The sequence below is a fragment of the Hymenobacter montanus genome (assembly GCF_014699115.1).
Classification (GTDB): Bacteria; Bacteroidota; Bacteroidia; order Cytophagales; family Hymenobacteraceae; genus Hymenobacter; species Hymenobacter montanus.
Map to the genome: position 1 here is coordinate 52,058 of NZ_JACXAD010000014.1, position 23,216 is coordinate 75,273.

Annotated in this window: 17 protein-coding genes; 10 read left to right on the forward strand and 7 right to left on the reverse strand. The window is 59.1% G+C overall.

Annotation, left to right across the window (positions count from 1 at the left end; translation table 11 throughout):
* Positions 1 to 24: 24 nt before the first annotated feature.
* The 5 genes from IC235_RS13360 to IC235_RS13380 all read left to right on the forward strand — a co-directional run bounded on the left by IC235_RS13360 (position 25) and on the right by IC235_RS13380 (position 6,331).
* Positions 25 to 1,176, forward strand: a complete 1,152-nt coding sequence (locus tag IC235_RS13360; RefSeq protein WP_191005687.1) for a THUMP domain-containing class I SAM-dependent RNA methyltransferase — start codon at positions 25 to 27, stop codon at positions 1,174 to 1,176.
* 433 nt (positions 1,177 to 1,609) lie between these two features.
* Positions 1,610 to 1,846: a DUF559 domain-containing protein gene (locus IC235_RS22850; protein ID WP_394355269.1), complete on the forward strand. Its 237-nt coding sequence runs from the start codon at positions 1,610 to 1,612 to the stop codon at positions 1,844 to 1,846.
* A gap of 40 nt (positions 1,847 to 1,886) precedes the next feature.
* The gene (recQ, locus tag IC235_RS13370) at positions 1,887 to 4,115 is read left to right on the forward strand and encodes a DNA helicase RecQ (RefSeq protein ID WP_191005688.1); all 2,229 of its coding nucleotides are present in this window, start codon (positions 1,887 to 1,889) and stop codon (positions 4,113 to 4,115) included.
* A 509-nt stretch (positions 4,116 to 4,624) separates the two neighbouring features.
* Positions 4,625 to 5,479, forward strand: coding sequence for a LexA family transcriptional regulator (locus tag IC235_RS13375; RefSeq protein WP_223847281.1), 855 nt, complete (start codon positions 4,625 to 4,627; stop codon positions 5,477 to 5,479).
* 129 nt (positions 5,480 to 5,608) lie between these two features.
* On the forward strand, positions 5,609 to 6,331 hold the full coding sequence (locus IC235_RS13380) for a pirin family protein (protein WP_191005689.1): 723 nt from the start codon (positions 5,609 to 5,611) through the stop codon (positions 6,329 to 6,331).
* A 293-nt stretch (positions 6,332 to 6,624) separates the two neighbouring features.
* On the opposite strand, the gene IC235_RS13385 is transcribed toward IC235_RS13380, so the two are convergent.
* The 3 genes from IC235_RS13385 to IC235_RS13395 form a co-directional block, all read right to left on the reverse strand.
* Complete coding sequence (locus IC235_RS13385) at positions 6,625 to 7,188, reverse strand: hypothetical protein (RefSeq protein WP_191005690.1); 564 nt, start codon at positions 7,186 to 7,188, stop codon at positions 6,625 to 6,627.
* A 36-nt stretch (positions 7,189 to 7,224) separates the two neighbouring features.
* On the reverse strand, positions 7,225 to 9,948 hold the full coding sequence (locus tag IC235_RS13390) for a TonB-dependent receptor (RefSeq protein ID WP_191005691.1): 2,724 nt from the start codon (positions 9,946 to 9,948) through the stop codon (positions 7,225 to 7,227).
* A gap of 1,171 nt (positions 9,949 to 11,119) precedes the next feature.
* The gene (locus IC235_RS13395; protein ID WP_191005692.1) at positions 11,120 to 12,025 is read right to left on the reverse strand and encodes a hypothetical protein; all 906 of its coding nucleotides are present in this window, start codon (positions 12,023 to 12,025) and stop codon (positions 11,120 to 11,122) included.
* 338 nt (positions 12,026 to 12,363) lie between these two features.
* Between IC235_RS13395 and IC235_RS13400 the strand changes: the two genes are divergently transcribed.
* Both IC235_RS13400 and IC235_RS13405 read left to right on the forward strand, forming a co-directional pair.
* Positions 12,364 to 13,236, forward strand: coding sequence for a fasciclin domain-containing protein (locus tag IC235_RS13400; RefSeq protein ID WP_223847282.1), 873 nt, complete (start codon positions 12,364 to 12,366; stop codon positions 13,234 to 13,236).
* Between the two features lie 255 nt (positions 13,237 to 13,491).
* Positions 13,492 to 14,883, forward strand: coding sequence for an alpha/beta hydrolase family protein (locus IC235_RS13405; protein ID WP_191005694.1), 1,392 nt, complete (start codon positions 13,492 to 13,494; stop codon positions 14,881 to 14,883).
* Positions 14,884 to 14,921: 38 nt separating this feature from the next.
* Here the strand turns inward: IC235_RS13405 and IC235_RS13410 are convergent, their stop codons facing one another.
* From IC235_RS13410 to IC235_RS13420, 3 genes are all read right to left on the reverse strand, one after another.
* A complete protein-coding gene (locus IC235_RS13410) occupies positions 14,922 to 16,775 on the reverse strand; it encodes a M2 family metallopeptidase (RefSeq protein ID WP_191005695.1) in 1,854 nt (617 codons plus the stop codon).
* Between the two features lie 188 nt (positions 16,776 to 16,963).
* The gene (locus IC235_RS13415; protein ID WP_191005696.1) at positions 16,964 to 17,350 is read right to left on the reverse strand and encodes a low molecular weight protein tyrosine phosphatase family protein; all 387 of its coding nucleotides are present in this window, start codon (positions 17,348 to 17,350) and stop codon (positions 16,964 to 16,966) included.
* A complete protein-coding gene (locus IC235_RS13420; protein WP_191005697.1) occupies positions 17,350 to 18,786 on the reverse strand; it encodes a DEAD/DEAH box helicase in 1,437 nt (478 codons plus the stop codon). The genes IC235_RS13415 and IC235_RS13420 overlap by 1 nt, the downstream gene beginning before the upstream one ends.
* Before the next feature lie 316 nt (positions 18,787 to 19,102).
* On the opposite strand from IC235_RS13420, the gene IC235_RS13425 reads away from it, so the two are divergent.
* Positions 19,103 to 19,993 carry an ADP-ribosylation family protein gene (locus IC235_RS13425; RefSeq protein ID WP_191005698.1) on the forward strand — a complete coding sequence of 297 codons (891 nt, stop codon included), beginning with the start codon at positions 19,103 to 19,105 and terminating at the stop codon, positions 19,991 to 19,993.
* Positions 19,994 to 20,433: 440 nt separating this feature from the next.
* On the opposite strand, the gene IC235_RS13430 is transcribed toward IC235_RS13425, so the two are convergent.
* On the reverse strand, positions 20,434 to 21,372 hold the full coding sequence (locus tag IC235_RS13430) for a YihY/virulence factor BrkB family protein (protein WP_191005699.1): 939 nt from the start codon (positions 21,370 to 21,372) through the stop codon (positions 20,434 to 20,436).
* Between the two features lie 92 nt (positions 21,373 to 21,464).
* Here IC235_RS13430 and IC235_RS13435 point away from each other — a divergent pair, with 92 nt between their 5' ends.
* Together IC235_RS13435 and IC235_RS13440 are read left to right on the forward strand one after the other, a co-directional pair.
* Positions 21,465 to 21,995, forward strand: coding sequence for a DUF2062 domain-containing protein (locus tag IC235_RS13435; protein WP_191005700.1), 531 nt, complete (start codon positions 21,465 to 21,467; stop codon positions 21,993 to 21,995).
* Between the two features lie 348 nt (positions 21,996 to 22,343).
* Positions 22,344 to 22,889 carry a DUF2062 domain-containing protein gene (locus tag IC235_RS13440; RefSeq protein WP_191005701.1) on the forward strand — a complete coding sequence of 182 codons (546 nt, stop codon included), beginning with the start codon at positions 22,344 to 22,346 and terminating at the stop codon, positions 22,887 to 22,889.
* Positions 22,890 to 23,216: the final 327 nt, after the last annotated feature.

The following is a 23,216-nucleotide window of genomic DNA, read 5'->3' on the forward strand; positions in this document are numbered from 1 at the left end:
GTTTCGTCGCCCGACCTTTGCCCCATGCACCTTACCGCCACCACCCAGTTCGGCCTGGAAGAACTGCTCGCTGACGAGCTCTACGACCTCGGGGCTGATATTACCCACATCGGCAGCCGGGCAGTCGAGTTTATCGGCGACCATCGCCTGCTCTACGAAGTGGCCCTGTGGAGCCGCCTCTCCATGCGGTTGCTGCGCCCGTTTGCCGCCTTTTACGCCGCCGACGAAAAAGCCCTCTACCGCGAAGTCAGCCGCGTCGACTGGGCGGACTTCATTGGCCCCGACCAAACCTTCGCCATCACGGCCGTGGTCAACCGCTCTACCTTCGAGCACTCGCTTTTCGTGGCCCAGCTCACCAAGGACGCTATTGTCGACCAGTTTCGCGCCCGCACCGGCCGCCGGCCCGACGTGGACACCCGCACGCCCGACATCCGCCTGCACCTGCGCATGTCGGAAAACGAAGTAATCCTCAGCCTCGACGCGGCGGGCGATTCGCTGCACCGCCGTGGCTACCGCCAGCACACCAACGAGGCTCCCTTGAACGAGGTGCTGGCCGCCGGCCTCGTCCGCCTCTCCGGCTGGGACGGCAAAAAGCCCCTTATCGACCCCTTTTGTGGCTCAGCCACCATTCTCACCGAGGCCGGCCTGCTGGCCCAGCGCATCGCCCCGGGCTTGTTTCACCAGGGTAAGTTTGGATTCGAGCACTGGTACGACTTCGACCCCGCGCTCTGGCAGCAGATTCGCGAGGAGGCTAAGAGCCAGCGGCTGGAAGAGCCCCAGACCTACCTCGCTGGCTCCGACCTCGACCCGAAAGTCATCGACATGGCCGCCGCCAACATCACCGCCGCCGGCCTGGAAGACTGCATCCACCTCTCAGTGCGCGACGTGAAGGACGCCGTGCCGCCGAAAAACCAGGAGCCGGGCATCATCATCACCAATCCGCCCTACGGCGAGCGAATAGGAGAGGAGGCGGGGATGGCCGCGCTCTATAAAACGATTGGCGACACCCTCAAGGCAAATTTTCAGGGGTATGAGGCCTTCGTGCTGACGGGCAACCTGGAAGCAGCAAAGAGCATCGGCCTGAAGACGGCCCGGCGCACGCCCCTGTTTAATGGGCCGATTGACTGCCGGTTGTTAAAGTACGAGCTGTACCGGGGCAGCCGGCGGGGGGCGTGACCTTACCCCCCAGCCCTACCCCGCATCTGCTTTATGCGCAGAGTTCCAGGAGCGGGGGAGCCACGTCCTGCAAAAACGTTTCGACGGTGTCCCATACCCCCGCTCCCCAGGAGCGGGGGAGTCACGGCAGCCCAACTAACAACCACAAGTCAGAATAAGAAAGGAAAGAAGTTCGTCAGGTTCCCCCTCTCTGCAGGCTTCGCGCCTCAAGCGAACTGGGGCCGGGGGTGAGGCGAACCCGCATTCACTACCAAGGTCCAACCTCGGCGTAAGCACCTTAAGAATTATGTTCGCCACCATCGTCGCCGACCCACCCAGGCAGAAGACCGATTGTGGTAACCCCTTGGTAATTCCAAGGTGGGTGTACCGTTCCGGCGTCAGATGCAGTTAAAAAGAGTGTGGTTGAATAAAATATATTTGTATATTTATTAACATTGAGCTTAGTGGTGAAACGCACCTTACTCGTGAGCAAGGCGAATACGATGCTGGCCGTACCTTCACGCTAACGGAATTAGGCTACGCCGAATTGCGTTTCACCAACCAGCAAGCACTCTACCACCTAAACGAGGTCTTAGCCATCATCACCGATAAACTACGAAATTCCCCCAGCATCTTCCCCCAACAGCAACGAGTCGCCAGGCTCCCCCTCTCCCGCGGACTCTGCGCATAAAGCAGATGCGGGGCCGGGGGGTGAGGTTACCCCGAATACCATGCCCGACATTTTGACTACTGCCACGCCCGACCTGATGCAAGCCGCCCGCCAGGCGCTGAAACGGTACTACGGCTATGATAACTTCCGGCCCATGCAGGTCGATATCATCCAGCACATCCTGTCGGGTAAGGACACCGTAGTGCTCATGCCCACCGGCGGGGGCAAGTCGGTCTGCTTTCAAATTCCGGCGGTGGTGTCGGAAGGAACGTGCATCGTGGTTTCCCCCCTCATCGCCTTGATGAAGGACCAGGTGGAAGCTCTGAAAGCCAACGGCATCGCGGCGGCTTACATCAACAGCAGCGTGGGCCAGGCCGAGGCCAACGACATTGCCCGCGCCGCCGTCAGCGGCCACCTCAAGCTGCTCTACGTTTCGCCCGAGAAACTGCTTTCCGAGGGCTTTTTGCAATTCCTGAACCGGGTTAATATCAGCCTGTTCGCCATCGATGAGGCCCACTGCATTTCCAGCTGGGGCCACGATTTCCGGCCCGAATACACCCAACTCGGCACCCTGCGGACGCACTTTCCCGGCACGCCCATTATTGCCCTCACGGCCACGGCCGACCGCCTCACCCAGCGCGACATCCGCACCCAGCTCAACTTGCACGAGCCCAAGGTGTTTCTGTCGAGCTTCGACCGGCCGAACATCAACCTCATCGTGCGCCCCGGCCAGGACCGGGTGGGCTCGGTACTCGAATACATTGCCCGTCACCCGCAGGACCCCGGCATCATCTACTGCCTCTCGCGCAAAACCTGCGAGACCATCTCCCAAAAGCTGGTAGCGAAGGGCGTGAAAGCGGGGCACTACCACGCGGGCCTCACGCCCGCGCAGCGGAGCAAGGTCCAGGAAGCCTTCTTGCAGGACGACGTGCAGGTTATCGTGGCCACCATCGCCTTTGGCATGGGCATCGACAAGAGCAACGTGCGCTGGGTGATCCACTATAACCTGCCCAAAAACATCGAAGGCTACTACCAGGAAATCGGCCGCGCCGGCCGTGACGGCGCCCAGTCTACGGCCATCCTGTTCTACAGCTTCGCCGACGTGATGCAGATGCGGGAGATGGTCACCAAGGACGTGCCCGCCCGCCAGGCCCAGCTCAACACCGCCAAGCTCGAGCGCATGCAGCAGTTCGCGGAAGCGGCCTCGTGCCGCCGTAAGATCCTGCTCAACTATTTCTCCGAAACCCTGGGCGAAGACTGTGGCAACTGCGACATCTGCCGCAACCCGCCCACCACTTTCGACGGCACGCTCATCGCCCAGAAGGCCCTGTCGGCCGTGGCCCGCTCCAAGGAACGGGTGTCCATCAACCTGCTCATCGACATCCTGCGCGGCATGCGCAACCAAGCCGTGCTGCAAGGCGGCTACCACCAGATTAAAACCTACGGCGCCGGCTCCGACTTGCCTTACCTCGACTGGTACAGCTACATCCACCAGATGCTGAACGACGGCCTGTTCTACATCGCCTACGAGGAAGGCTACGCCCTGAAAATCACCGAGCGCGGCCACCAGGTGCTGAAAGGGCAGCTCAGCCTGCCCCTCAAGAAGTTCCAGCCCGCCGAGAAGGCCGAAAAGCCCTCCCGCGCCAGCAAAAAAGCCGCGACCGTGGCTACCATCGGCACGCCCGAAGCCCAACTGTTCGACAAGCTGCGCAAACTGCGCAAGCAGATTGCCGACGAGCAGGGCGTGCCCCCCTACGTGGTGTTCTCGGATGCCACCCTCCAGGAAATGGCGGCCGAGCGGCCCGTGAGCCGCGTCGGCATGCTAGGGATTTCGGGCGTGGGCATGAAGAAGTTCGAAACCTACGGCGAGGCCTTCATCAAGCTGATTCTGGAACACGAGGGGCCCCAAGCCGCACCCACCGATTCGGACGAGGTGCTCAGCGCCGCTCCCCGGCCCCGCGCCGCCGTGGCCAACCAGCCGGTGAGCGATTCGGAAGATGCCACCGTTCAACTGCACCAGATGGGCCTCAGCCCCGAGGATATCGCCGAGCGCCGCAACCTGGCCCTGACCACCGTGAAAACGCACCTCTACAACGCCTACGCCAAGGGCCGCGAGCTGCGCATCCACGACTTCGTGAGCGACACCGAGCTGGCCGAAATCTTCACCGCCCGAACCCAGCTCGGCGGCGACCCCACCTTGCGCGACTTGTTCGACCACCTGCGCGAGAAATACGATTACTTCCAGCTGCGCATGGCGGCGCTGTACCACAAGCGGCTGCGCGGCCAATAAATAAGCTGGCCCGTCGACGGGCCAGCTCGACCCTGGCTACTACCGCATTCCGTGTGTCTGCACTCGGGGTTAGCAAGACCGTCTCAACCCGCCTTATTCAACGTTCAGGGCAAAAGCCTCCCTATAAAAGCGTTGCTTCAGCGGCTTGTTGGGAGTGAAGGAGCTGACCAATTTGAATACCTGCTTGAACCTGAGCCTTGAGGATTCGATAGGCCAGCTTATACCGCGGAAAGCTATCCATTAATATGGAGCCCAACCACTGGGGCCGCCCAGGAATGGAGCGTGTCGTGACTATCAAATTCCGGCTGGCCTGCAAATAGCCGGCTGCCACCTCGAAACTATCCCCAGCACTTCTGCGTGGGCGGGCCCCTCACCATTGAAGAAGTCGAAGCGAGGTTAGCGAAGAAAAAGGCAAAGCTAAAGTGGTGGGCAGAAAATTATTAGCTAATTGAATTAGTATCTTCGCGGTTGCGTTGCTAACTTCACCAGCCGAATCCGCGTTGAACCCAATGCTACTCCCGGCTGCCGCTCCCCCGATGATCAATACCAACCTCAAATTTTGCCGGCGTGAATTGGCCCTCACGCAGGCCCAGATGGCCGACAAGCTCGGCATCAAGCGCTCCTTGGTCGGGGCCTACGAAGAAGGCCGCGCCGAGCCCCGGCTCGCTACCCTCGTGAACATGGCTCGCTTGTTTGGCATCACCCTCGACCAACTGGTGACCACTGACTTTAGCAAGCGCAAGAATGCCAAGGCCATTGGAGCCATGCGGGCGCAGGAGCCCCCCGTAACCGATGCCGACGACGACACCGACCCCCCCACCAGCCCGGCAGGTGGCAAGCTTCGCATCCTGGCGCTGACCGTGGACAAGGACCAGAACGAGAACATCGAGCTGGTGCCCCAAAAGGCCGCCGCCGGCTACCTCAACGGCTACGCCGACCCCGAGTACCTGGAGGTGCTGCCCAAGTTCCGGCTGCCCATGCTCTCGCAAACGGGCACCTACCGCGCCTTCGAAATTGCCGGCGATTCTATGTTGCCCATCGCCAGCGGTACGGTCATCGTGGGCCGCTACGTGGAGGATTGGTCCAGCATTAAGGACGGCACGCCCTGCATTGTGGTAAGCAGCAAGGACGGCATCGTCTTCAAGCGCCTCTACAACAAGGTGCGCTCGAACGCCATGTTCGTGCTGCACTCCGACAACCCCCACTTCTCGCCCTACGACGTCAACGTCGACGACGTGCTCGAAATCTGGGAAGCCAAGAGCTACATTAGCAGCACCTTCCCCATCGCCGAGCTGTCGTTGGAGCGGGTGGCCAGCCTGGTCCTGGACTTGCAGCAGCAAGTCGCCCTGCTGAAGAAAGCCTAGCCCTCGGGTTTGCTCTTGCTTTGTTGCCACAACGCCCCTTTGCTCGCGCGGAGGGGCGTTGTGGCAAGCGGGGCTAACTTCCGGAGGGCCGCCGCGTATGCAGTTCACGCTAACCTTTTGATCAGCTCAATGCTCAAGTACATTTCCGCCGCCGACCGTTACCATGCTGCCCCCGCTTCGTGGCTTAGCAGCTATTTCCTGTTTTCGTTCGCTGATTATTTCGACCGTACCAACCTGCACTTCGGCCCGCTGCGCGTTTTCAACGACGACAGCGTAGCGCCGCAATCGGGTTTTCCGCAGCACCCGCATTCCGAAATGGAAATTGTTACGCTGGTGCTCGAAGGCGAAATCACGCACCAGGATACGATGGGCAACAAAACCACCATTAAAGCGGGCGAAGTGCAGCGCATGACGGCGGGCACCGGCTTGGCTCATTCCGAATTTAACCGGCAAGACAAGCCCCTGCACTTGTATCAGCTCTGGTTTATTCCGGGCCAGAAAGGATTGGCGCCCAGCTACGAGCAGAAAGACCTGGGCTTCACCAGTGGCCCCAAAAACGAATTAGTACCGCTCGTCACCGGCCAGAAAGTGCTCGAAGACGTGGTGTACATGAACTCCAACAGCACCGTGTACTGGGCGAACCTGAACGAAGGCAAAGAGATTGAGTTTAAAACCTTTCGCATTCGCCTCACCTTTATTTACGTGAAAGAAGGCGTTATTTTCGTCAACGGTACCGAGCTGGGCCCCAACGACCAAGCCCGCATGGCCGATGAAGACGTGGTGCAGATCCGAGCTAGTAAAGACGCTCAGTTTGTACTGATTGACCTGCCCGCAAGCGAGGCTAATTATTAAAAGCTAATTCGGAAAAGGGCTCCTGCCGAAGTAGCCCCGTACGAAAGGTCACTTTGGTAAGGCTCCCACCTCTCCCCGAACTCTGCGCATAAAGTAGCTGCGGGGTCGTACTCAGTAGAGCCGGCCCGGTAGGAGTCATGTGAGGCCCCCACCAGAACGCCCCCGGCTCCCAAGCCGGCTCCGGCGCTCGCCACGGAACATTAGCCGTGAATGCAACTGCCCCTCCAAGGCCGGCTAGCTGCCGGCATTTGGAGGGGCAATTTTTATTATTCGGGGCGGGCCCGGTGGCCGGTTTAGGGCTTAGCAATGACCTGCGACGAGACCTCGGGTGCCAGGTTGCTGGCCCCGGCTACGGTGCGGCGGATGACCAGCACGTACGGATAAGCGGTGCGCTTAGTGGCGTAGCCCGATTTTTGAGTGAAGATGGTCACAGTATAATCCTTGCCCACCAGTCGCTCCCCCTCGCACTGCACGCAGTTGATGAATTCTGCCTTGAGCTTGCCCCGGCGCCGCAACTCAGCCCGCAACTGGTTGATGCACTCGCGGTGCGTGGTTTTGTAAACCAGGTCGTAATATCCCTGCTTGTTACTGCGGCGCAGCCCCACCCAGGCGTCGCCCTGTTCTGAGTCGAGCGCAATCTGGCCGGGCGCGACGTAAGTCCAATAGGGGGTGTCCCCTCGGTGAATCGTCCACCCCTCGGCGGGAAGCAGGGCCGATAAGCTGTCGGCGGTAACGCGGCCGGCCGCCACGCCCTGATCCAACCGCTCCAGCGGCAGGCACTGGGCTCGCAACGTAGGTCCCTGCAATAAGCCCAAGGCTAGGGCGAAAAGGAAAGAAAGCCAGGGGGGAGTAGTCATATAGAGAAAGTATAGTGAGCTTGGATGACCTGCAGCCTAATTCACCGACACGCTCAGGCCACCATAAACCAGCCGCCCGATCTGCGGGCCGCCAAATGCCTGCACATTGTTCGTATTCAAAATGTTAGATCCACCTATCTCGATGGTGGCGCCGATCTTGGGCAGGCCGTAGCGCAGCTGCGCGTCGAAGCTATGGTAGGCGTCGAGGTCGCCAGCGGCGAAGGTAGATTCGTAGCGGTTGGCCTGGGCCCAGCGGTAGTTTACGTTGTAGCCCAGGTAGCGCGTGAGCTCCCCGTAAGCCCCCAAGTTAAACTTGTGGCGGGGGGTGTTATAGAAAGGCACCTCGTCGTGGGAGTTAATGAGGCTGTTGAAGGAGTAGTTGCCGGTCAGGTTCAGGGAGCGGTCGGCCGTGTAAGTGAGGCTGGCCAGTGCGCCCTGGGTGCGCACGAGCAGGTCGAGGTTGCTGGCTACTACCAGCACGCGGGTCGGTAGCTGGGAGCTCTGGAAGCGGTCGCGGCTGGCGGCGGTTAGCTGCTCGGGGGAGGGTCGGCTGCCATCCAGGTTGCCGATGATTGGATTGGGGGCTACAAAATCGCGATAAAGGCTGAAGTAGTAGCTCAAATCAAGCACCAGGTTCTTAGCCAACAGACCCTTGTACCCCACCTCGTACGAATTCACCTGCTCCAGCCGCAGCGGAGCCAGGTCGACGGCGTAAGCGGCCAGGGCGGCGCTGGGGTTTGGGCTGGTGCGGATGCGTTGCAGTTCCGGGGCCAGCGTCGGTTTATAACCCCGGAAGCCGCTGCCCACGTTGCCGCGGTACACGCCGAGAATCAGGTCGATGTTGGTGTACTGATCGATCTGCGTGGGCGCCCGGAACGCCCGGGCGAAGGAGCCCCGAAAATTGTGCTGCTTTTCGGTGCCCAACGAATACACGGCCGATACCCGGGGCGAAAAGGCCTGGTCGAAATTCTTGAAGTTGTCGAGGCGACCGGCCGCGGCCAACTTCAGCCGATCGTTGAGAAGGGTTTTGCTCAGCTGAGTGTAGCCGCCGTACTCGTAGTTGTGGATGCGTTGCCCGTCGGCATCGTCAAACAAGTTGCCCCGCGAGCCCAGCCGGAATTCGCGGTAGGCCCCCCCCACGATGAGGTCGGCAAAGCCCAGCGCAAAGCTGTACTGCCCGCTTACATCATTAAGATAGGAGCTAGGGGTGATGCGGGCCCCCCGCCCGGGCTTGTTATCCAGGGCAATGGCCCGGCGTAGTTTTTCAAACTCCGGGTCGCTGGGTTTGAGCTGGGTGGCCGCGGCCGCGGCCTGCGCCATCTGCTGCGCCTTGGCGTCGTTGCCGCCATTGGTGAAGTAGGCGAGATTGTAGCTCTGGGCGTAGGCGGTGAAGTAGTCGACCGCGTAGGTGTTGCCAGAATTGGGGTTAACGCTATTCTGCATGAAATTGCCCAAGTTGCCCAGGTTGTAGGACTCGTTGCCAAAATCCTGGGTCTGGAATGCTCGCACAAACCACTTGCCGCCCTCGATCGCAAAGCGGTACTGGCTGGTAGCAAAGTTTTTAGACCGGAAGCGGCTGGTGTTTTGCAGGGTGGTAGTGCCTTGGGCGTACTCAAACCCCAGGGTCGCCTTCACTTTGTCGGTGAGCAGGTACGAAAGCGAGGGGATCACCCGGTAGAGCCGGGCGCGGTTGTCGTCGCCAATCATCTCGCCCTCGGTCCAGCCTGGCATGAACACAGTCCGGCCGGCTAGCGCAAAGCCGTAGGTGGGGTCGCTCGGATCTTCAGAGTAGGTTAAGCCCACGTCGCCGTAGCGGTTCACGGCGTCGTACCCCAGCCCCGAGCCGGTCGGGTTGTTCACCAGCACCAGCCGCGAGAGCTGCTGGGCGCTGGAGTTATCGGCAATCCAGTCGAGGGCCGTCAGGTAGCTGCCCGTCAGTTTAAAGGCCCAGCGCCGGCCCAGCCGGCGAGCGTAGCGCAGCTGTCCATCGAGGTAGTCGCGCTGGCCGCCGCGCAGCCGGACGCTCAGGCCTTCGTCGGTAAAGGCATCGCGCGAGTTGAGCAGCACCACCCCATTAAAGGCATTGGCGCCGTACAGGGCCGAGGAAGGGCCGTAGAGCACTTCGACGCTGGCCACGTCAATGTCGGGTAAGCCCAGCGAGTTGCCCGCTCCCGAGCTCAGGCTGGGCGCCTGCACGTCCATGTAGTCCACTAGTTGGATTACCCGTTCCGAAGAAGCCGAGTTAAATCCCCGCGTGCTGATGCTGTTGGTGAGCATGCTGCTCACGTTCACATCAATGCCTTTAAACCGCGTGAGGCTGGTAAACAAGTCGGGCTGGTTGAGCTGCCGGATTTGCGTCTGGTTCACTTTCTCTACCGTCACGGGCACGCGCAGGATGTTTTCTTCCTGGCGGGAAGCGGCTACCACGATTTGGTTGGTCTCCGCCCGGGCCGGAATCAGGGTCACGGTCACTGGCTCGTTGGGTTGCTCTACCGTCACGGCTTGGGTCTCGTAGCCCACATACGACACGTTGAGCATGAGCGGAAAGGTGACACCAGTTACGGGGATAATGAAATTGCCGTCGCTGTTGGCCCCCGAGCCCAGAAAGGTGCCACTCACAAGTACGGTGGCGCCGGGCAAGGACTCATCGCCTTCGGTTATTACCCGGCCACTCACCCGCAGTAGATCTTGGCTCTGGGCCACGCCGGGAGAGATAATTAAGAGCAGGGCGAAAAAGAACAAATAGTATAGTCGATACATGGTAACGGGTCAGTAGTATAGAAAAAGGAAATGGATAGCTCGGGGAAGTCAGCTATAGAAGCTGACCGATGATATTTTAATAAAATATACTGCGTAATCACAGCAGTTAATGGGAGCCTTTACGGTGCTCCCGCGCCGTGTCAGAAGCAGTAGCCCGGCTTGTGGCCGCAAGCTGGCGCGAATGGTTGACTGGTGTCCGTGGTAGCAGCTACCGTGCTGCACCGCCGGCGTACCAGCGAGGAGGTTAGCTGTAGTAGGTTACGGGCTACAATAAAATCAAGTTAGTTAATTAATACTTTTTATGTAAGTGCTTAAGATAGGCGTAAACCAAAACTGCTGCCCTATAGAATAAACTTCCTCCGTTAGTCGTGATTCTTGTTTCAAGCCTGGCTTACAAACAACAAACCTCTTGTAAATATCGGTTGGAAATAGGGTGCTTTGGAATTTATTTTTTTTTCTAAATTTTATAAAAGGTCATGATCTTCGTAATTTCCACTAACACAAATCATGTTAATGTCTGATTCATTAAGAATGATTCTATAATAGAATTTGATTTGGTGGAGTCATCGTGAAACCCTAATTCGTGCTTGTCGTGTTTGGCGTGCTTTATCTAGGTTCTCGATAATAGGGTACGCTCCTATATCTTCACACTGTAAGATATAATCACTTTTGCCTCCTGTTTCATTTTGATATAAATCTGCTAATTTAAAAGGTGATAATATTCGCCATAGATATCAGGAGATATTGCTGATTTCATATGCCTGGGCTTCTTTATCTTCAGATTTCCACCAAATGCCAGGTCGTCGGATGGGCAATTTACGAACCGGTTTGAGTATGCCGATTGATCTGAGGCAATCCGAAGGTCCCTTAAAAAGGGGTTATGGTCGACGAATTGTTATCAGCCTATTGATTAGCCCGACGAACGTAATATTTTGCCCGATGAAAAAAAATGTTGTTTTCTGCGGTATTTGTGGATAAGCTTATTCATAGCCGAAAGCTGCGCCAAAAACAAAGAAAGCGACTTCTCAATCACCAATCTCGTGGCCACTAATCCTGATTTTCAAACCTGGCAGCCGTGGCTGGGCGGGAAGACAAGCTGATCTATTTTATTAATTTAATGATTTGTAATAGTGTAAAAACAAGATTAATCGATGGTGCTAGCGTCAGGGGTTTAAAAATTGTATGATCCCCCCAGCGAATAAGCCGTTGATTTGCCAATATTCCGGCCAGCCACGTAGGTAGCGGCGCCCACCACCACGCCCACGCCTTTGGCAATGGGGCGAAACACGCTGGCGCCCAGGCGCACGTAGCTCACGCGGGTAGCGGGAAAAAATCCTTTAAAGTCAGCTTGCAAAATATCGAGGCCGCCCTTTGATTCCTGAAACGAGGCGAACCCTTCGAGGTATATTTTGGCGCCGGCATACCCCACCCGGGCTTCCCCGATGAGGGCGTTGGGCACTTGGCCCGTACGCAGACTGTAGCCTACCTGCCCGGTAGCGAATACGCCCGAACTGGTTTTGAGGTGCGCGACGCCCACTGCCGTGTACTTAGTGGCGCGGTTGCCAATAGCGATGATGTACCCGTAGCCGGTGTTTGTCTGGTAATTGCTGGCGGGGGTGGTAAAGCTCACCGCGCCTAGCAAGTCGAGAACGCTGCCGCCTAGTTCGCGGCTATACGTTTTAAACTTGAGCAGGCCCGTAACATCTTGCAGGCCTTGGCGCACGTTGGTGTAGCCCGCCGTCGCGTACAAGGCAGCCAGGTCGCTGATTACCCGGTCGTCGGCATGGCCTCTTGCTTGAATGTAGGGCAGGCTGATGACGGCGTCAATCTTGTCGGTGAGGCCGTAAGTTGCGTAGAGGTTGAGCGAGTTAACCTGTACTTCCTGGAAGACAGGTATTGGGTTGGCTTTATCGGGGGCGAGGTAGGCACTCTGATAATGCTCGGTAGTAGCGGAAACCACCACGGACCCGTGGCCTTTGCCGGCCATGAAGCCGCTCACCAGGCTCTGGGCGCGTACCGAAGGACTAATGGTAACGAATAAACACGCACTAACAAATAAGGAGGAGAAGTTTATCATATGCATAAATAAGTAGAAAGTAAGCCTTGTATAAATAATAAATTTTTTATAAAATCACGGCCCAGTTAGCCGGCTGCCAGGTGGGCAATCTACGAACCGGTTAGAGTAGGCGGATTGATGAAATACAATCCGAAGATCCCTTAAAAAGCGTTTATAGTCAACCAACTATTGTGAAGCTATTGATTATCCCGATGAACAAAACATTTTGCCCGATGAAAAAAAATCTATTGTTTCCTATTGCACTTATAATAAGCTTTTTTTTAGTTGAAAGCTGCGCCAAAAACAACGAAGCCGATCCCTCAATCACTAATGTCGTAGTTACTAATCCTGATTTTCAAATGCTGGAAGATGCGGCGGTGCGGGGAGACGTAGCCGTACAGCTCAGCAGCAAAAACCCCAGCGACCCCCAGGGGAGTTACACGGTATTTGCGCCGACCAATGCGGCCTTTGCCCGCTTGGGTCTCAACTCTGCCCTGGACCTGATTGCGCTGCAGCCGGCTTTTCTGCGCAGTACCCTGCTGTATCACGTATTCAGCGGTACTTTGCCCGGCAGCGCGCTCACCCCGGGCAGTATGCCGGCATCGGCGCTAGGGCCAACGCGGCGCATTATTCGCCGGGCCGACAACAGTCTGTACGTGAATGGATCTAAAATCCTGCGCGCCGACGTGCCAGCGGCTAATGGCTTGATTCACCCCATTGACAAGGTGCTGCTGGCGACGGGAGTCGATGTGCTAAACTCGGCGCTGGCCCTGGAGGAGGGCCTGGTTTTCGTCAGGCCCGAACTGACCTTTCTGGTAGAGGCCGTGGCATACTGCAATTTGCAGAGCGCCCTTGCGGGCTCGCCGGGCAGCCCGCCACTCACCGTGTTTGCTCCCACCGATCAAGCCTTCCGGGAGCTGGGCGTGGCCCTGAACGTACCGCTCAATCAGCCCCGCGACATCCGCAACCTGCCCGTGGCCACCGTAAGGGCGGTGCTTCTCAACCACGTAATTGCGGGTGGCGCCCAAGGCGGCCGGTTCACTTCCGAACTACCCGAAAACAGCACGGTTGCTTCGGCCGGCGGGGGACCTCTGGTTTTTGGCTCTTTCAACAACGGCGCCCTGACCGTGAAGGGCCCCGGCAACGGAGCCTCTGCGGCCAACCTGGTGATTCCTGACATCCAGTGCACCAACGGTGTGGTGCACGTTATCGACCGGGTGCTGCTGCCTTGATAAAGGACCTAATGAAGATTGATAAGCTATAAGTCGCCGGCTGGTTCGCCAAAAGGAGCAGATTGAATTACAATAGTTATAATTGGGAGTGTTATGCGACAGAGGATTGTCCGGTTGGCCGGCAGGTGCATGGTTGGGATTGGGCTGCTGAGTGGTACCCTGGCGCGGGCTGGAACTGTAGTATCCGCGCCGCTCGCTTCCGAACTGGCAGGGCGGTGGCAAGGCTCGCTAGCCGTTTCCGGCGGTAGCTTGCCCGTGCAACTAACTATCACCCAACCAGGAACTGATGAGCTCGCTGCCACGGTGGAATGGTCGGTCAAGCCCCGGAACCGCATCCCGGCGGTGCTCTCGCTGCGCGGCGATACGCTGGTATTTTGCGTGCCTGCGGTCGAAGGCCGGTTTGTGTGCGTGCGCACCCCCGATGGGGAAGGGTTGCGCGGCCAATGGTCGCAGCCGGGCTCGCGGGCCCCGCTCGCGCTGCACCTGAGCCCGGGCCTGGCAACCCCCGCTGCGGCGCAGGACAAGGCCGCACCAGCCAGCGCCACCACTTATCACACCGAGCCGGTTACCCTGACCAGCCCGGCCGGTAACGTGCGACTGGCCGGCATCCTCAGCGTGCCCGATGGCCGTGGGCCCTTCCCGGGGGCCCTGCTGCTGTCGGATATGGGCAGCCACGACCGCGACGCGCGACAAGGCAATTACCGCCTGTTTGCGGAGCTGGCCGCGTTTTTGGCGAGCCACGGCATTGCCGTGCTGCAGCTCGACGACCGGGGTGTGGGCGAATCGACCGGCAACGGCAGCGCGACCACTACTGCCGACCTCGTGCACGACGCCCAGGCTGGCCTCAGCTACCTGCGCGTTCAGCCGACGGTCGACCCGGCTCGTACGGGTCTTATTGGCCACGGCGAAGGTGGGAACGTGGCTCTGCTGGCGGCGGCCCAGCCGGCGCCCCCGGGCTTCGTAGTCACGCTGGCGGCAGCGGGGGTGACGGGCTTCGATTTGCTGGCCCACCAGGCAGAGCCCGCCACTCCCGCTGACACCGCCCAGGCGGGAGCCGCGCGGCGCCAGCGGTGGGCCGATGTGCTCGACCAGGTCGTCAAGCTGCGGGCCAAGGGCTCCAACGCGGCTCAGGTGGAAACGTACGTGGCCCAGCAGCGCCTGAAGATCAAGAGCGAAGAGCGCAAGCAGGCCGAAGCCACGCTGGAGTTCCGGCGCACCATGCTGGAAATCGTGCGCCAAACCACCAACGACGACCAGGCCCAGGCCATTGTGCTAAACATGCTGCGCCAGCGCCACCCTGGTCTGGACCCTACCCTGGCTCGCCAACGGGCTACTCAGCTCACCATGCCGTGGTGCCGCTACTACCTGACGTTCGATCCGCGGCCCGGCCTGGCCCGCGTGCAGTGCCCGGTGCTGCTGCTCCACGGCACCGACGACGCTGACGTTAGCGTCGCCACCAACTTACCGGCGCTCGAAAAAGGGCTGCGGGCGAACAAGCGCGTAACGGCCCACCGCCTCCCCGGCATCAACCATTGGTTTCAGGCAGCCGCGGCGGAGCGAGGAGCCGAAAAGGAGGGCGCAGTAACTGCCTCCCCGCTAGTCCTGAGTACCATAACCGATTGGATACTGCTGGAGGCCGGCCGGTAGGGCCCCACGTTCGAGCGGGGCTAGTGGTTGCGGGGTGTTTACAAGGTGTATTTGCGCCCCTTGTTCTGCGCTTTGAGGTAAGCCGTCAGTGGCTGGAAGTAGGCTAGCATGGCGCGGGCCGAAAGGTCTTCGCCGGTTTTCTCGCGCAGCACCACGCGCCAGTCGCGGCTGGCACCGGGGCGCATGATGTCGCGCAGAAAGTTGCCCACTTCCGGGTTGCCGTAATAGTTGGTGGCGTGCGGGTCCTGGTGCAGAATGTTGCGGGCGATGTGGTCGTGCAGCTGAAACAGGATGACGTAGCTCAGCGCGTAGTCGTAATACTGGGCGGGGTCGTCGTTGATGTGGGTTTTGGTGGCGGGGTCGAGGTAATTTTCGCCGCGCTCGGTGGGGGGCACCATGCCCTGGTACTGCTTGCAGAGGGCCCACCACTTGGCGTTGAGCTGGTTGGCGGGCAGCTTGTCGGCGTAGAAGCTGTTTTCCCACTCGCTCATCACCCCAGAGGCGAAGGGAATGAACACCACGTAGCTCAGCGCTTCTTTCAGCAGCTGCTGCGTTTGGTTGGTTTGGGTTTTGGCGTCAATCAGGCCGAGGCCGGCCAGGAAGGGCTTTTGCTTGGCGGCCAGGCCCATCATCGAGCCAATAGCCTCGTGGTAGGCGCGGTTGGCCCCCTGGCGGAGCAGGGGCGGCACGTCGGGGCGGGAGTAGGTTTGGTAGTAGAAGATGTGGCCGAGCTCGTGGTGGGTGGTTTCGTACCATTCGGTGTTGGCTTCCACGCTCATCAGGCTGCGCAGGTCCTGGTTCAGGTCCATATGCCAAGCCGAGGCGTGGTTGTTTTTCTTGTAGTTGGCCCCGGCGGGCAAGGGGTAGAGGCTGCTCTTCTCGTAGAAAGAAGCCGGCAGCGCCGGGAAGCCCAGGCTCTGGTAGAACCGCTCGGCCTGCTTTACCTGCCACTCGGGACCTTTCCGGGCCAGCACGGCGTCAAGGTTCAGGCCCTTCACCTCCACCAGCGAGCCCCAGTCCTGGCCCCAGCGGTTGGGCAGCCAGTGGGCCGGCAGGTAGTCGGGCACCTGCTTGGCCTTGTATTTCCGGGCCAGCTCGTAGCGGGCGTAGGTGTGCAGCTCGCGGTAGAGCGGGCGCAGCTCGTCGTTGATTTTGCGCACCAGGGCCATCATTTCGTCCCGGCTCAGGCCGTAGGCGCTGGCCTGGTAAGTGAAATAGTCCGGGTAGCCCAGGGCCTGCACCGTCTGGTTACGCAGGTCGCGCAGGTTCAGCAGGCCGTCTTTCAGGGTGGGACCGATGGCTTTGCTGGCTTCCCACACGGCCTGGCGCTTCTGGGGGTTGAGCTCCTTGCGCAGCAGCTCGTCGAGGTCGTTGGTGGTAACAGACTTACCGGCGTACTGGTAGTCGAAGCCGTAGAGCTTTTCGGTCTGAGCGGCTTCAGCCTGAATGCGGCGCTTTACCACGTCGGCCACCGTTTGGGGGTTATTGGCGGCGTTGTAGAGGGCCGTTTCCAACTGCTTAACCTGGAGGTCGGTCAGGTCGGCTTTGTGGGCTAGCAGCTCCCGCAACTGGCGAATGTTGTCGGCACTGCCGGTGAAGGCGGCCATGCGCTGGTTGGCGCGGGTAGTGGCGCCCGCGTTGGCCGTGTCGCCGGCCACGATGTGGGTGTTGGAGCGCCACTCCGCCTCATTGGCCGCGGTGGTCAGCCGCACGTACTCGGCATTGTAGCCGCTCAGAAATTGCTCGGCCTGGGCGCGGTAGTCGGGGGGCGTGGGGGAGGCGGGAGGCGTAGGGGCTGGGGTGGCGGCGGGCGCGGAGGCCACGGGAGGTTTTGCGGTGGGCGCGCAGGCGGCCAGCGTAGCCGCCACGAGCGGAAGCAGAAGCTTTTTCATCCCGCAAATAAATGATAGTGCGCGCTTATGCCAAGTGCAGACGGGTTTTGCCTAGCTCCCCAAGTTGCGGCGACAGGTTTGTAGGTACCGAAGCTATTATACCGATCAAGCCACATAGCGGTGACAATCGGTCACCGCTACGCGGCTTGCTGCCATCACCAACTGTTGATGCTACCAACCGGTCGCCGCTACGCGGCTTCGCCGCAACTTGGGGCGCTAGCCGCTGGGAGCAAGGGCAAATGCGTTCCCAGCCTTTCCCGGAGCAGTGCTACCAGGCGGCTGTCGCCAAATTGGTACTTATCCGGAATGCGGAGCACGATAACGGGCTTGTTTCGCAGTGCCTCGGTAAATTTCTCGCGCAGCCGGTCGGCGTGCCGGCGCTCCATCACGAAGACGACTTCGGCCCAGCCCAGGTGCCCGGCCGTGACGCGCACCCGCGCCCCCGGCTCAGTGCCGGCCGAGCGCGCTTCGTAGTGCGGATGCCCGTCGAACAGCCCCTCCGCCGTGAGGCTACGCCACTTGTTTTGGCTACAAACGAAAAGGAGCCGCCGGGCGGCCAGTAAAGTATCGGCCACTAACGAATCAGGGCTACTTTTACCTTCTTCCCCTTCACCTTGGCTCCCTGCATCTTGTGGAGCACTTCCTCGGCCATGGCCTCGGGTACGGCCACGAAGCTGTGGTGGTCGAACACCTCAATGCGACCCACGGCATCGCGCTCTATTTCGCCCACGCTCACGAAGGCTCCGACCAGGTCGCCGGCACTGATTTTCTCGCGCTTGCCGGCCGATACGTGCAGGGTGACGGTGCTGGGGCGCGGGGCCTTGGGCGCCGCGGCCGGCAAGACGGGGGGGCGCATACTGGCCCACTGCACGCTGGCCGCGGCAGGCCAGCTTTGCAGCTTCTGCTGCTCGTAGGGCGTCACGATGAGGTGGGCAGTACCCACAGCCCCGGCGCGGGCGGTGCGGCCGGCCCGGTGCTGAAAGGTTTCGGCTTCGTGGGGCGGGTCGAACTGCACCACGGTGTCGAGCTCGTTCACGTCGAGGCCCCGGGCCGCCACGTCGGTTGCCACCAGCACCGTGGCCGAGCCGTTGCGCAGCTTCATCATGGACTTGTCGCGCTCGGGTTGCAGCATCTTGCCGTGCAGGGCCTCGGCGGCCAGGCCCCGGCCCCTCAGAAAGCGGGTCAGCTCCTCTACCCGGTCGCGGGTATTGGCAAACACCAGCGAGCGGCCGGCGGTGGGCTGGGTGATGAGGTGAAACAAGGCGGCCGGTTTCTGGTCGGCGGCGCTCACCACGTGGCCGCGCAGCACCAGGCTCGTGGGCAGGGTGGTGGCGTTAGCACCCCCCACGTTCATCACGCGGGGGCGGGTGAGGTGTTGGCGCACGAGCTGCAGCACTTTGTCGGGCATGGTGGCCGAGAACAGCAGCGTCTGCCGCCGCTGCGGCAGCCGGCTGATGATGGTGGCCATCTCCTCCTGGAAGCCCAGGTCCAGCAGCTTGTCGGCTTCGTCGAGCACCAGCACTTTCAGTTTGTTCGGAATGAGGGTGCGGCGTTCGAGGTGGTCGAGCATGCGGCCCGGAGTGGCCACCACCACGTGCGGCATTTGCTGCAGGCCCTTTACTTCGTCGCGCATGGCGTGGCCCCCGTAATAGCCGGCCACCCGCAGGTTGGGCAGGTGCTTGCCCAGGCTCCTGAAGGCGTCGCGCACTTGCAGCACCAATTCGCGGGCGGGCACTAGCACGATGGCCTGTAGCGTGGCCGAGGTGGGGTCAATCTGCTGAAGGACGGCCAAGCCGTAAGCAGCGGTTTTGCCCGAGCCGGTGGGGGCCTGGCCGGCCACGTCCTGGCCTTCGAGGGCGGGGGCCAGGACCAACTGCTGCACGGCGGTGGGCTGGGTGAAGTTTAATTCGGCCACGCCCGCCAGCAGGGCGGGGGAGAGGGCGAAATCAGCGAATAGCGGGGCGGCTGCGGGTGCCGGGGCCGCGGCGGCAGAGGAATCAGGAGTTTGCACGGGGCAAAGGTAGTTTAGGCGCCGGTTGCGAGAGCATTGAAAAACTACAGATAATGCCAACACGGAATCATTTATACCTATCAGACTTGCTAGAAAAGTGCCTTAGAGCATTGAATGCTCATTTAATGATTAAAGGCACGTGTTTATGAATAATAATTCCTGAGCAGAAAATGCTTAACTTATCAATACGTAGCCAGAAATTAGCCGGGTAACGTGCACCAAAAGTAGTCGTCTTCGAATGGGGCAACTCGCAAAGCTACAGGACGTTTATAATAGATGGCGACTGGTCACCAAGAGGTTAGATAAACAATAGGTCATGAAAAAGCAAAAAGAGCTACTTAAGCAACTGTACGGATTCGAGTTTCCTGAAAGTTTTTTCAGTTTTTATGAATTTACTAAAAAGGTGCCCGAAGCTACATTTCAAGGGACTGCGGGTGTAATGTATATGTCCTTGGGTGAAGTATTTCAGGTTTTTAGTGAAATAAAAAATAAAAACTTTAACCCTGTAAAAATCTCCAGGTATTATAGCGATCCTCCTGAGTTTTTCACAATTTTACGTGGCCATACTGATGGACGGCATTGGGGCTATTATATTGATGATTTCAATGACCTAAAAAACATTTGTGTAGTTTCTATTGAATATGAACTTAATACAGTTGGCAATACCATTTTTGAGGCTTTTAGAAGAGAGTTAGAGCTAATGTATGCTCATATTCTTGGAGATACGACAAATAATCCAACTTATATCGAAGAGAATAAAAAAGATCTTGAGTTGTTGGATACACTCAGAGAGATACTAATAAGCTATGAAACAGCCGAGCGTCCTGAGAAAGGTTGGGACTATTATGATAAATATAGCGCGAAAAGAGAAATTACTGCCAATACCCGTGACAATATGGGAATTGTGGTGCCTCCCCATCTATACCGACCAATAAAGGGTAAAGACCACTTTCAAGTGTGGAACTATGTCCCAACAAAAAAAGATGTTGATGCTTTATATAAAAAAGCCATACAAGCTCTGCATGAAGGATATCCAGGTACTGCTCTAAAAGCTGGAAAAGATTTATGGATCTATCATGAATACTTTGACACAACCTATAAGCTATTGAATAGCGCCTACGAAGCACTAAATCGACCGCAGTTATGCGCTACATTACAACTAATCAAAGAATACAGAGACTCTTGTTACAAAAGTAATAAAATATAGAAAAATAATTTATACCATAAGTCACTATTGTAGCAGATAACAGGATATTCGCACTAGTCGTTTTTGTGCTTTGCAGACCGTTCTGTGGTGACAGAATTCAGCTTGCTCTACCTAAGATTTGTGCATCGAACCTAAAGAAATAACGTCGAACTGGCCTATTAAATTGCCCGCTACAGCCACGCTTTGCGCCGGAATCAGCTATAACGCCGTGATGACCCCCATCAAAATTATTACGCCCGGCTACCCCATTTCCCAGTGCAGCTACGATATATGAATATTGTAGCTGCCCGCAATAGCTGTTAGCGGCTCGTTGACGTTGCAACTCGTCGGCTCCCAGAAAATATTCGGGTAGGTCTTCGGCGCGTTCCGTATTCCGTATACGGCCTTCCATGAAAAGAAAAACAACCACGCACCGGGCACCAACAACCAGGCACCAATAACTAAACATCCTCCACATTTACCAGCCGGTAGCGCACGGCCGATTTTTTGGGTCGAATATCCAGCCCAATGCGGTGCGCGTAGACCTTGGTGAAGGCCGCGCCGAAGTAGAAGATCATGGCGCAGTAAAACACGAAGAGCAGCATCAGCACCAGGCTCGACACCGGCCCGTACACCGGGCCCAGGTTCTGCGCCACCAGCAGCCGGCCCAGCACCACTTCGCCCAGGCTGATGAGCAGCGCCGTAAGCGCCGCTCCGCGCGTGACGGCCCGCCAGGGCACCCGGGCCAGGCTGAGCGTGCGGAACGTGACTCCAAACCAGGCCGCCAGGATCAGCCAGGCCACCCCGGCATTCAGCGTACGGGCCAGGTAGTAAGCCAGAGTCGCATCGAAGTCGTGGATGCTTTCGGCAACTAAGCCCAGGGCGGCATCGGCACCGAAGGCCAGCAGCGAGAGCCCGGCCGTGGCCAGGAGAATACCCGCCGAGCGCAACCGCTCCTGCACGATCTGCGAGAACTTGCCGGTGCCGCGCCTCGGCCGAATCTGCCACAGCTGGTTTAGTGAGTGCTGAATAACGGTGAACAGCGTGGTAGCCACAAACACCAAAAAGGCGAAGCCTACCCACGTCACGAGCCGGCTGCGGCGCGGGTCGGCCACGTTCATCACAATCTGCGACACCAAGCCCGCGGCCGGGGCCCCCACCAGGTTGCTGATTTTACCCAGGAGCAGCATCCGCACCGTCGATGTGGAGTAGAGCGAGCCGAGCAGCTCGATGAGGATGATGAGAATGGGAGGCAGTGCAAACGACGTGAAAAATGCCGTGGCCGCGCCCAGCCGCAACGGGTCGTTGGCCCCCAGCTCGCGGCCGGCGCGGCGCAGCAGAATGGGCAGTTCGCGCCACCAGGGGCCGGGTAGCTCAGCGGGTGGGGTTACTTTTGTCATCAGCAGAAAAAGCTGGGGCGGCCATCATAAGCATAGTGCTTTACCTTGGTCGGGCCCGGCGAAGATACGGGGCCCTGCCTCCGGCCTCCCTTATGTCCACGCCACTTCCGCCACCAATTCCCGAAACTACCTCAGCCCCCCCGGCTCCGCCGGCCAACTGGCTGCGCCGCCGCGTGTTGGGCCCGCTGCTAAGCTTATTGCGCCAGGGCCTGTCGCCTTCTCAGTTGGCCCTGACGGTAGCCCTGGGAGTGGCCATTGGGTCGATTCCGTTGCTGGGCGCTATCACTACCGTGGCCACGTTGGTCGCCCTGCGCCTGCGCCTCAACGTAGCGGCCCTGCAGCTAATCAGCCACCTGATGACGCCCTTACAACTGCTGCTGCTCATTCCCTTGCTCCGCTACGGGGCCCGCCTGATGGGTAATACCCAGAAAAACGAGCTGACCATCGCCCACATTCGTCATCTCTTTTCCAGCGACTGGCGGGGGGCGCTGCGCCTCCTGTGGCAGGCCGAGGTCGGCGCCATGGCTCTCTGGCTGCTGGGCGCCATTCCGGTGGTGCTCGTGCTGTATTTCGGCCTACGGCCAGTGTTTAAACGTTTTGTCAAAGAGCGGCAAGTGGCTTAGACCCTATCCGGGAAAATGTCTGTCCCAGATCTGTCCTAGAGGAAAAGAACGTCCTGCTCTATCTGGTGTCCGCTTGTCGCAGCCTCTCTCCCACGAGAGTAGATCCAATCGAATGAAGTACAGCCGCGGTATAGAGGCTGCGACTTCACGGACGACAGAGGAGCCGGACGGGCTGCTTATTTTCCCGATAGGCTCTTAATCAGACCAGCCGCTACCCAAAAAAAACAAAGAACTAACGTACCCATAATGCTTTATGGGCACCATTTCGTGATTTAAGCGTAAATAGAGGAGCCCTCGTAATGCTACGGGGCGAAGTGCGGCCCGAAAAGGGCCCTTCAGCTTATGCGCATGTGCCCTCCCGAGATACCGCCATCATCCATAGCCGAGCTGCCTAAACCCCCTGGGTCCTGGGTGTACCGGCGGGTGCTCGCACCCATGCTGGCCCTGCTCAAGGCCGGCCTGTCGCCCGAAAAGCTGGCCCTGACCGTGAGCCTGGGGGTAGCGTTTGGGCTGGTGCCCACCTTTGGCATTACCAGTGTGGTGAGCACCGCGACGGCTTTGCGCCTGCAGCTCAACCTGGCGGCCATGCAGCTGGTGGCCCACCTCATGAGTGCCTTTCAGCTGGTGTTGCTGGTGCCGTTGTTGCGGGCCGGGGCCATCGTGCTGGGCCACGGCCACGAGGTGGCCAACCTCACGCTCACTAGCCTGCGGCGCCTCATTGCCCACGACGGCTGGGGGGCGGCGGGCCACTTACTCTGGCGGGCCCAGCTGGGCGCGCTCCTGCTTTGGGCCCTGGCGGCGGGGCCGCTGGTTGCCGTACTGTACTACCTGTTCCGGAGAGTATTCCGGCGGGTAGTGGCCCGCCAGGTCGCCAGCGGAATGGTGCGTGGCTGATGCCTCGCCGGGCTGTTTAGCAACTCATTGGCCCATGGCCTAGCTATAGTGGCAGAGTCCGCCGTGAACTGATGCTTCAGCCTCGACGGCACCTCCCAACCCTGCCACCTACCGAGCACTACACTGTTCTCGGAGTAGCGCTCAGCAGGCGGCAGGATAAGGCTTTACGGCGAGGCATCCCGTTACAACAGCGTAGCTGGGGAGCGGCCTGCCATAGCCAACGTATTTAAAGCGTCAATTACTAGTGGGGCGACTCTGACTGCATCCACTAGTAATTGATGCTTGGCCCGCTTAGAAGATGGTACTACGGCAGTAGAAACCGCATTC

Bases quoted from the DNA above. Each gene is read 5' to 3' on its own strand.
- recQ (WP_191005688.1), top strand. From the start codon at position 1,887: ATGCCCGACATTTTGACTACTGCCACGCCCGACCTGATGCAAGCCGCC.
- IC235_RS13395 (WP_191005692.1), bottom strand. From the start codon at position 12,025: ATGATAAACTTCTCCTCCTTATTTGTTAGTGCGTGTTTATTCGTTACC.
- IC235_RS13440 (WP_191005701.1), top strand. From the start codon at position 22,344: ATGTGCCCTCCCGAGATACCGCCATCATCCATAGCCGAGCTGCCTAAA.
- IC235_RS13375 (WP_223847281.1), top strand. From the start codon at position 4,625: ATGCTACTCCCGGCTGCCGCTCCCCCGATGATCAATACCAACCTCAAA.
- IC235_RS13435 (WP_191005700.1), top strand. From the start codon at position 21,465: ATGTCCACGCCACTTCCGCCACCAATTCCCGAAACTACCTCAGCCCCC.
- IC235_RS13400 (WP_223847282.1), top strand. From the start codon at position 12,364: ATGCTGGAAGATGCGGCGGTGCGGGGAGACGTAGCCGTACAGCTCAGC.
- IC235_RS13385 (WP_191005690.1), bottom strand. From the start codon at position 7,188: ATGACTACTCCCCCCTGGCTTTCTTTCCTTTTCGCCCTAGCCTTGGGC.
- IC235_RS13360 (WP_191005687.1), top strand. From the start codon at position 25: ATGCACCTTACCGCCACCACCCAGTTCGGCCTGGAAGAACTGCTCGCT.
- IC235_RS13410 (WP_191005695.1), bottom strand. From the start codon at position 16,775: ATGAAAAAGCTTCTGCTTCCGCTCGTGGCGGCTACGCTGGCCGCCTGC.
- IC235_RS13380 (WP_191005689.1), top strand. From the start codon at position 5,609: ATGCTCAAGTACATTTCCGCCGCCGACCGTTACCATGCTGCCCCCGCT.
- IC235_RS13430 (WP_191005699.1), bottom strand. From the start codon at position 21,372: ATGACAAAAGTAACCCCACCCGCTGAGCTACCCGGCCCCTGGTGGCGC.
- IC235_RS13390 (WP_191005691.1), bottom strand. From the start codon at position 9,948: ATGTATCGACTATACTATTTGTTCTTTTTCGCCCTGCTCTTAATTATC.
- IC235_RS13425 (WP_191005698.1), top strand. From the start codon at position 19,103: ATGAAAAAGCAAAAAGAGCTACTTAAGCAACTGTACGGATTCGAGTTT.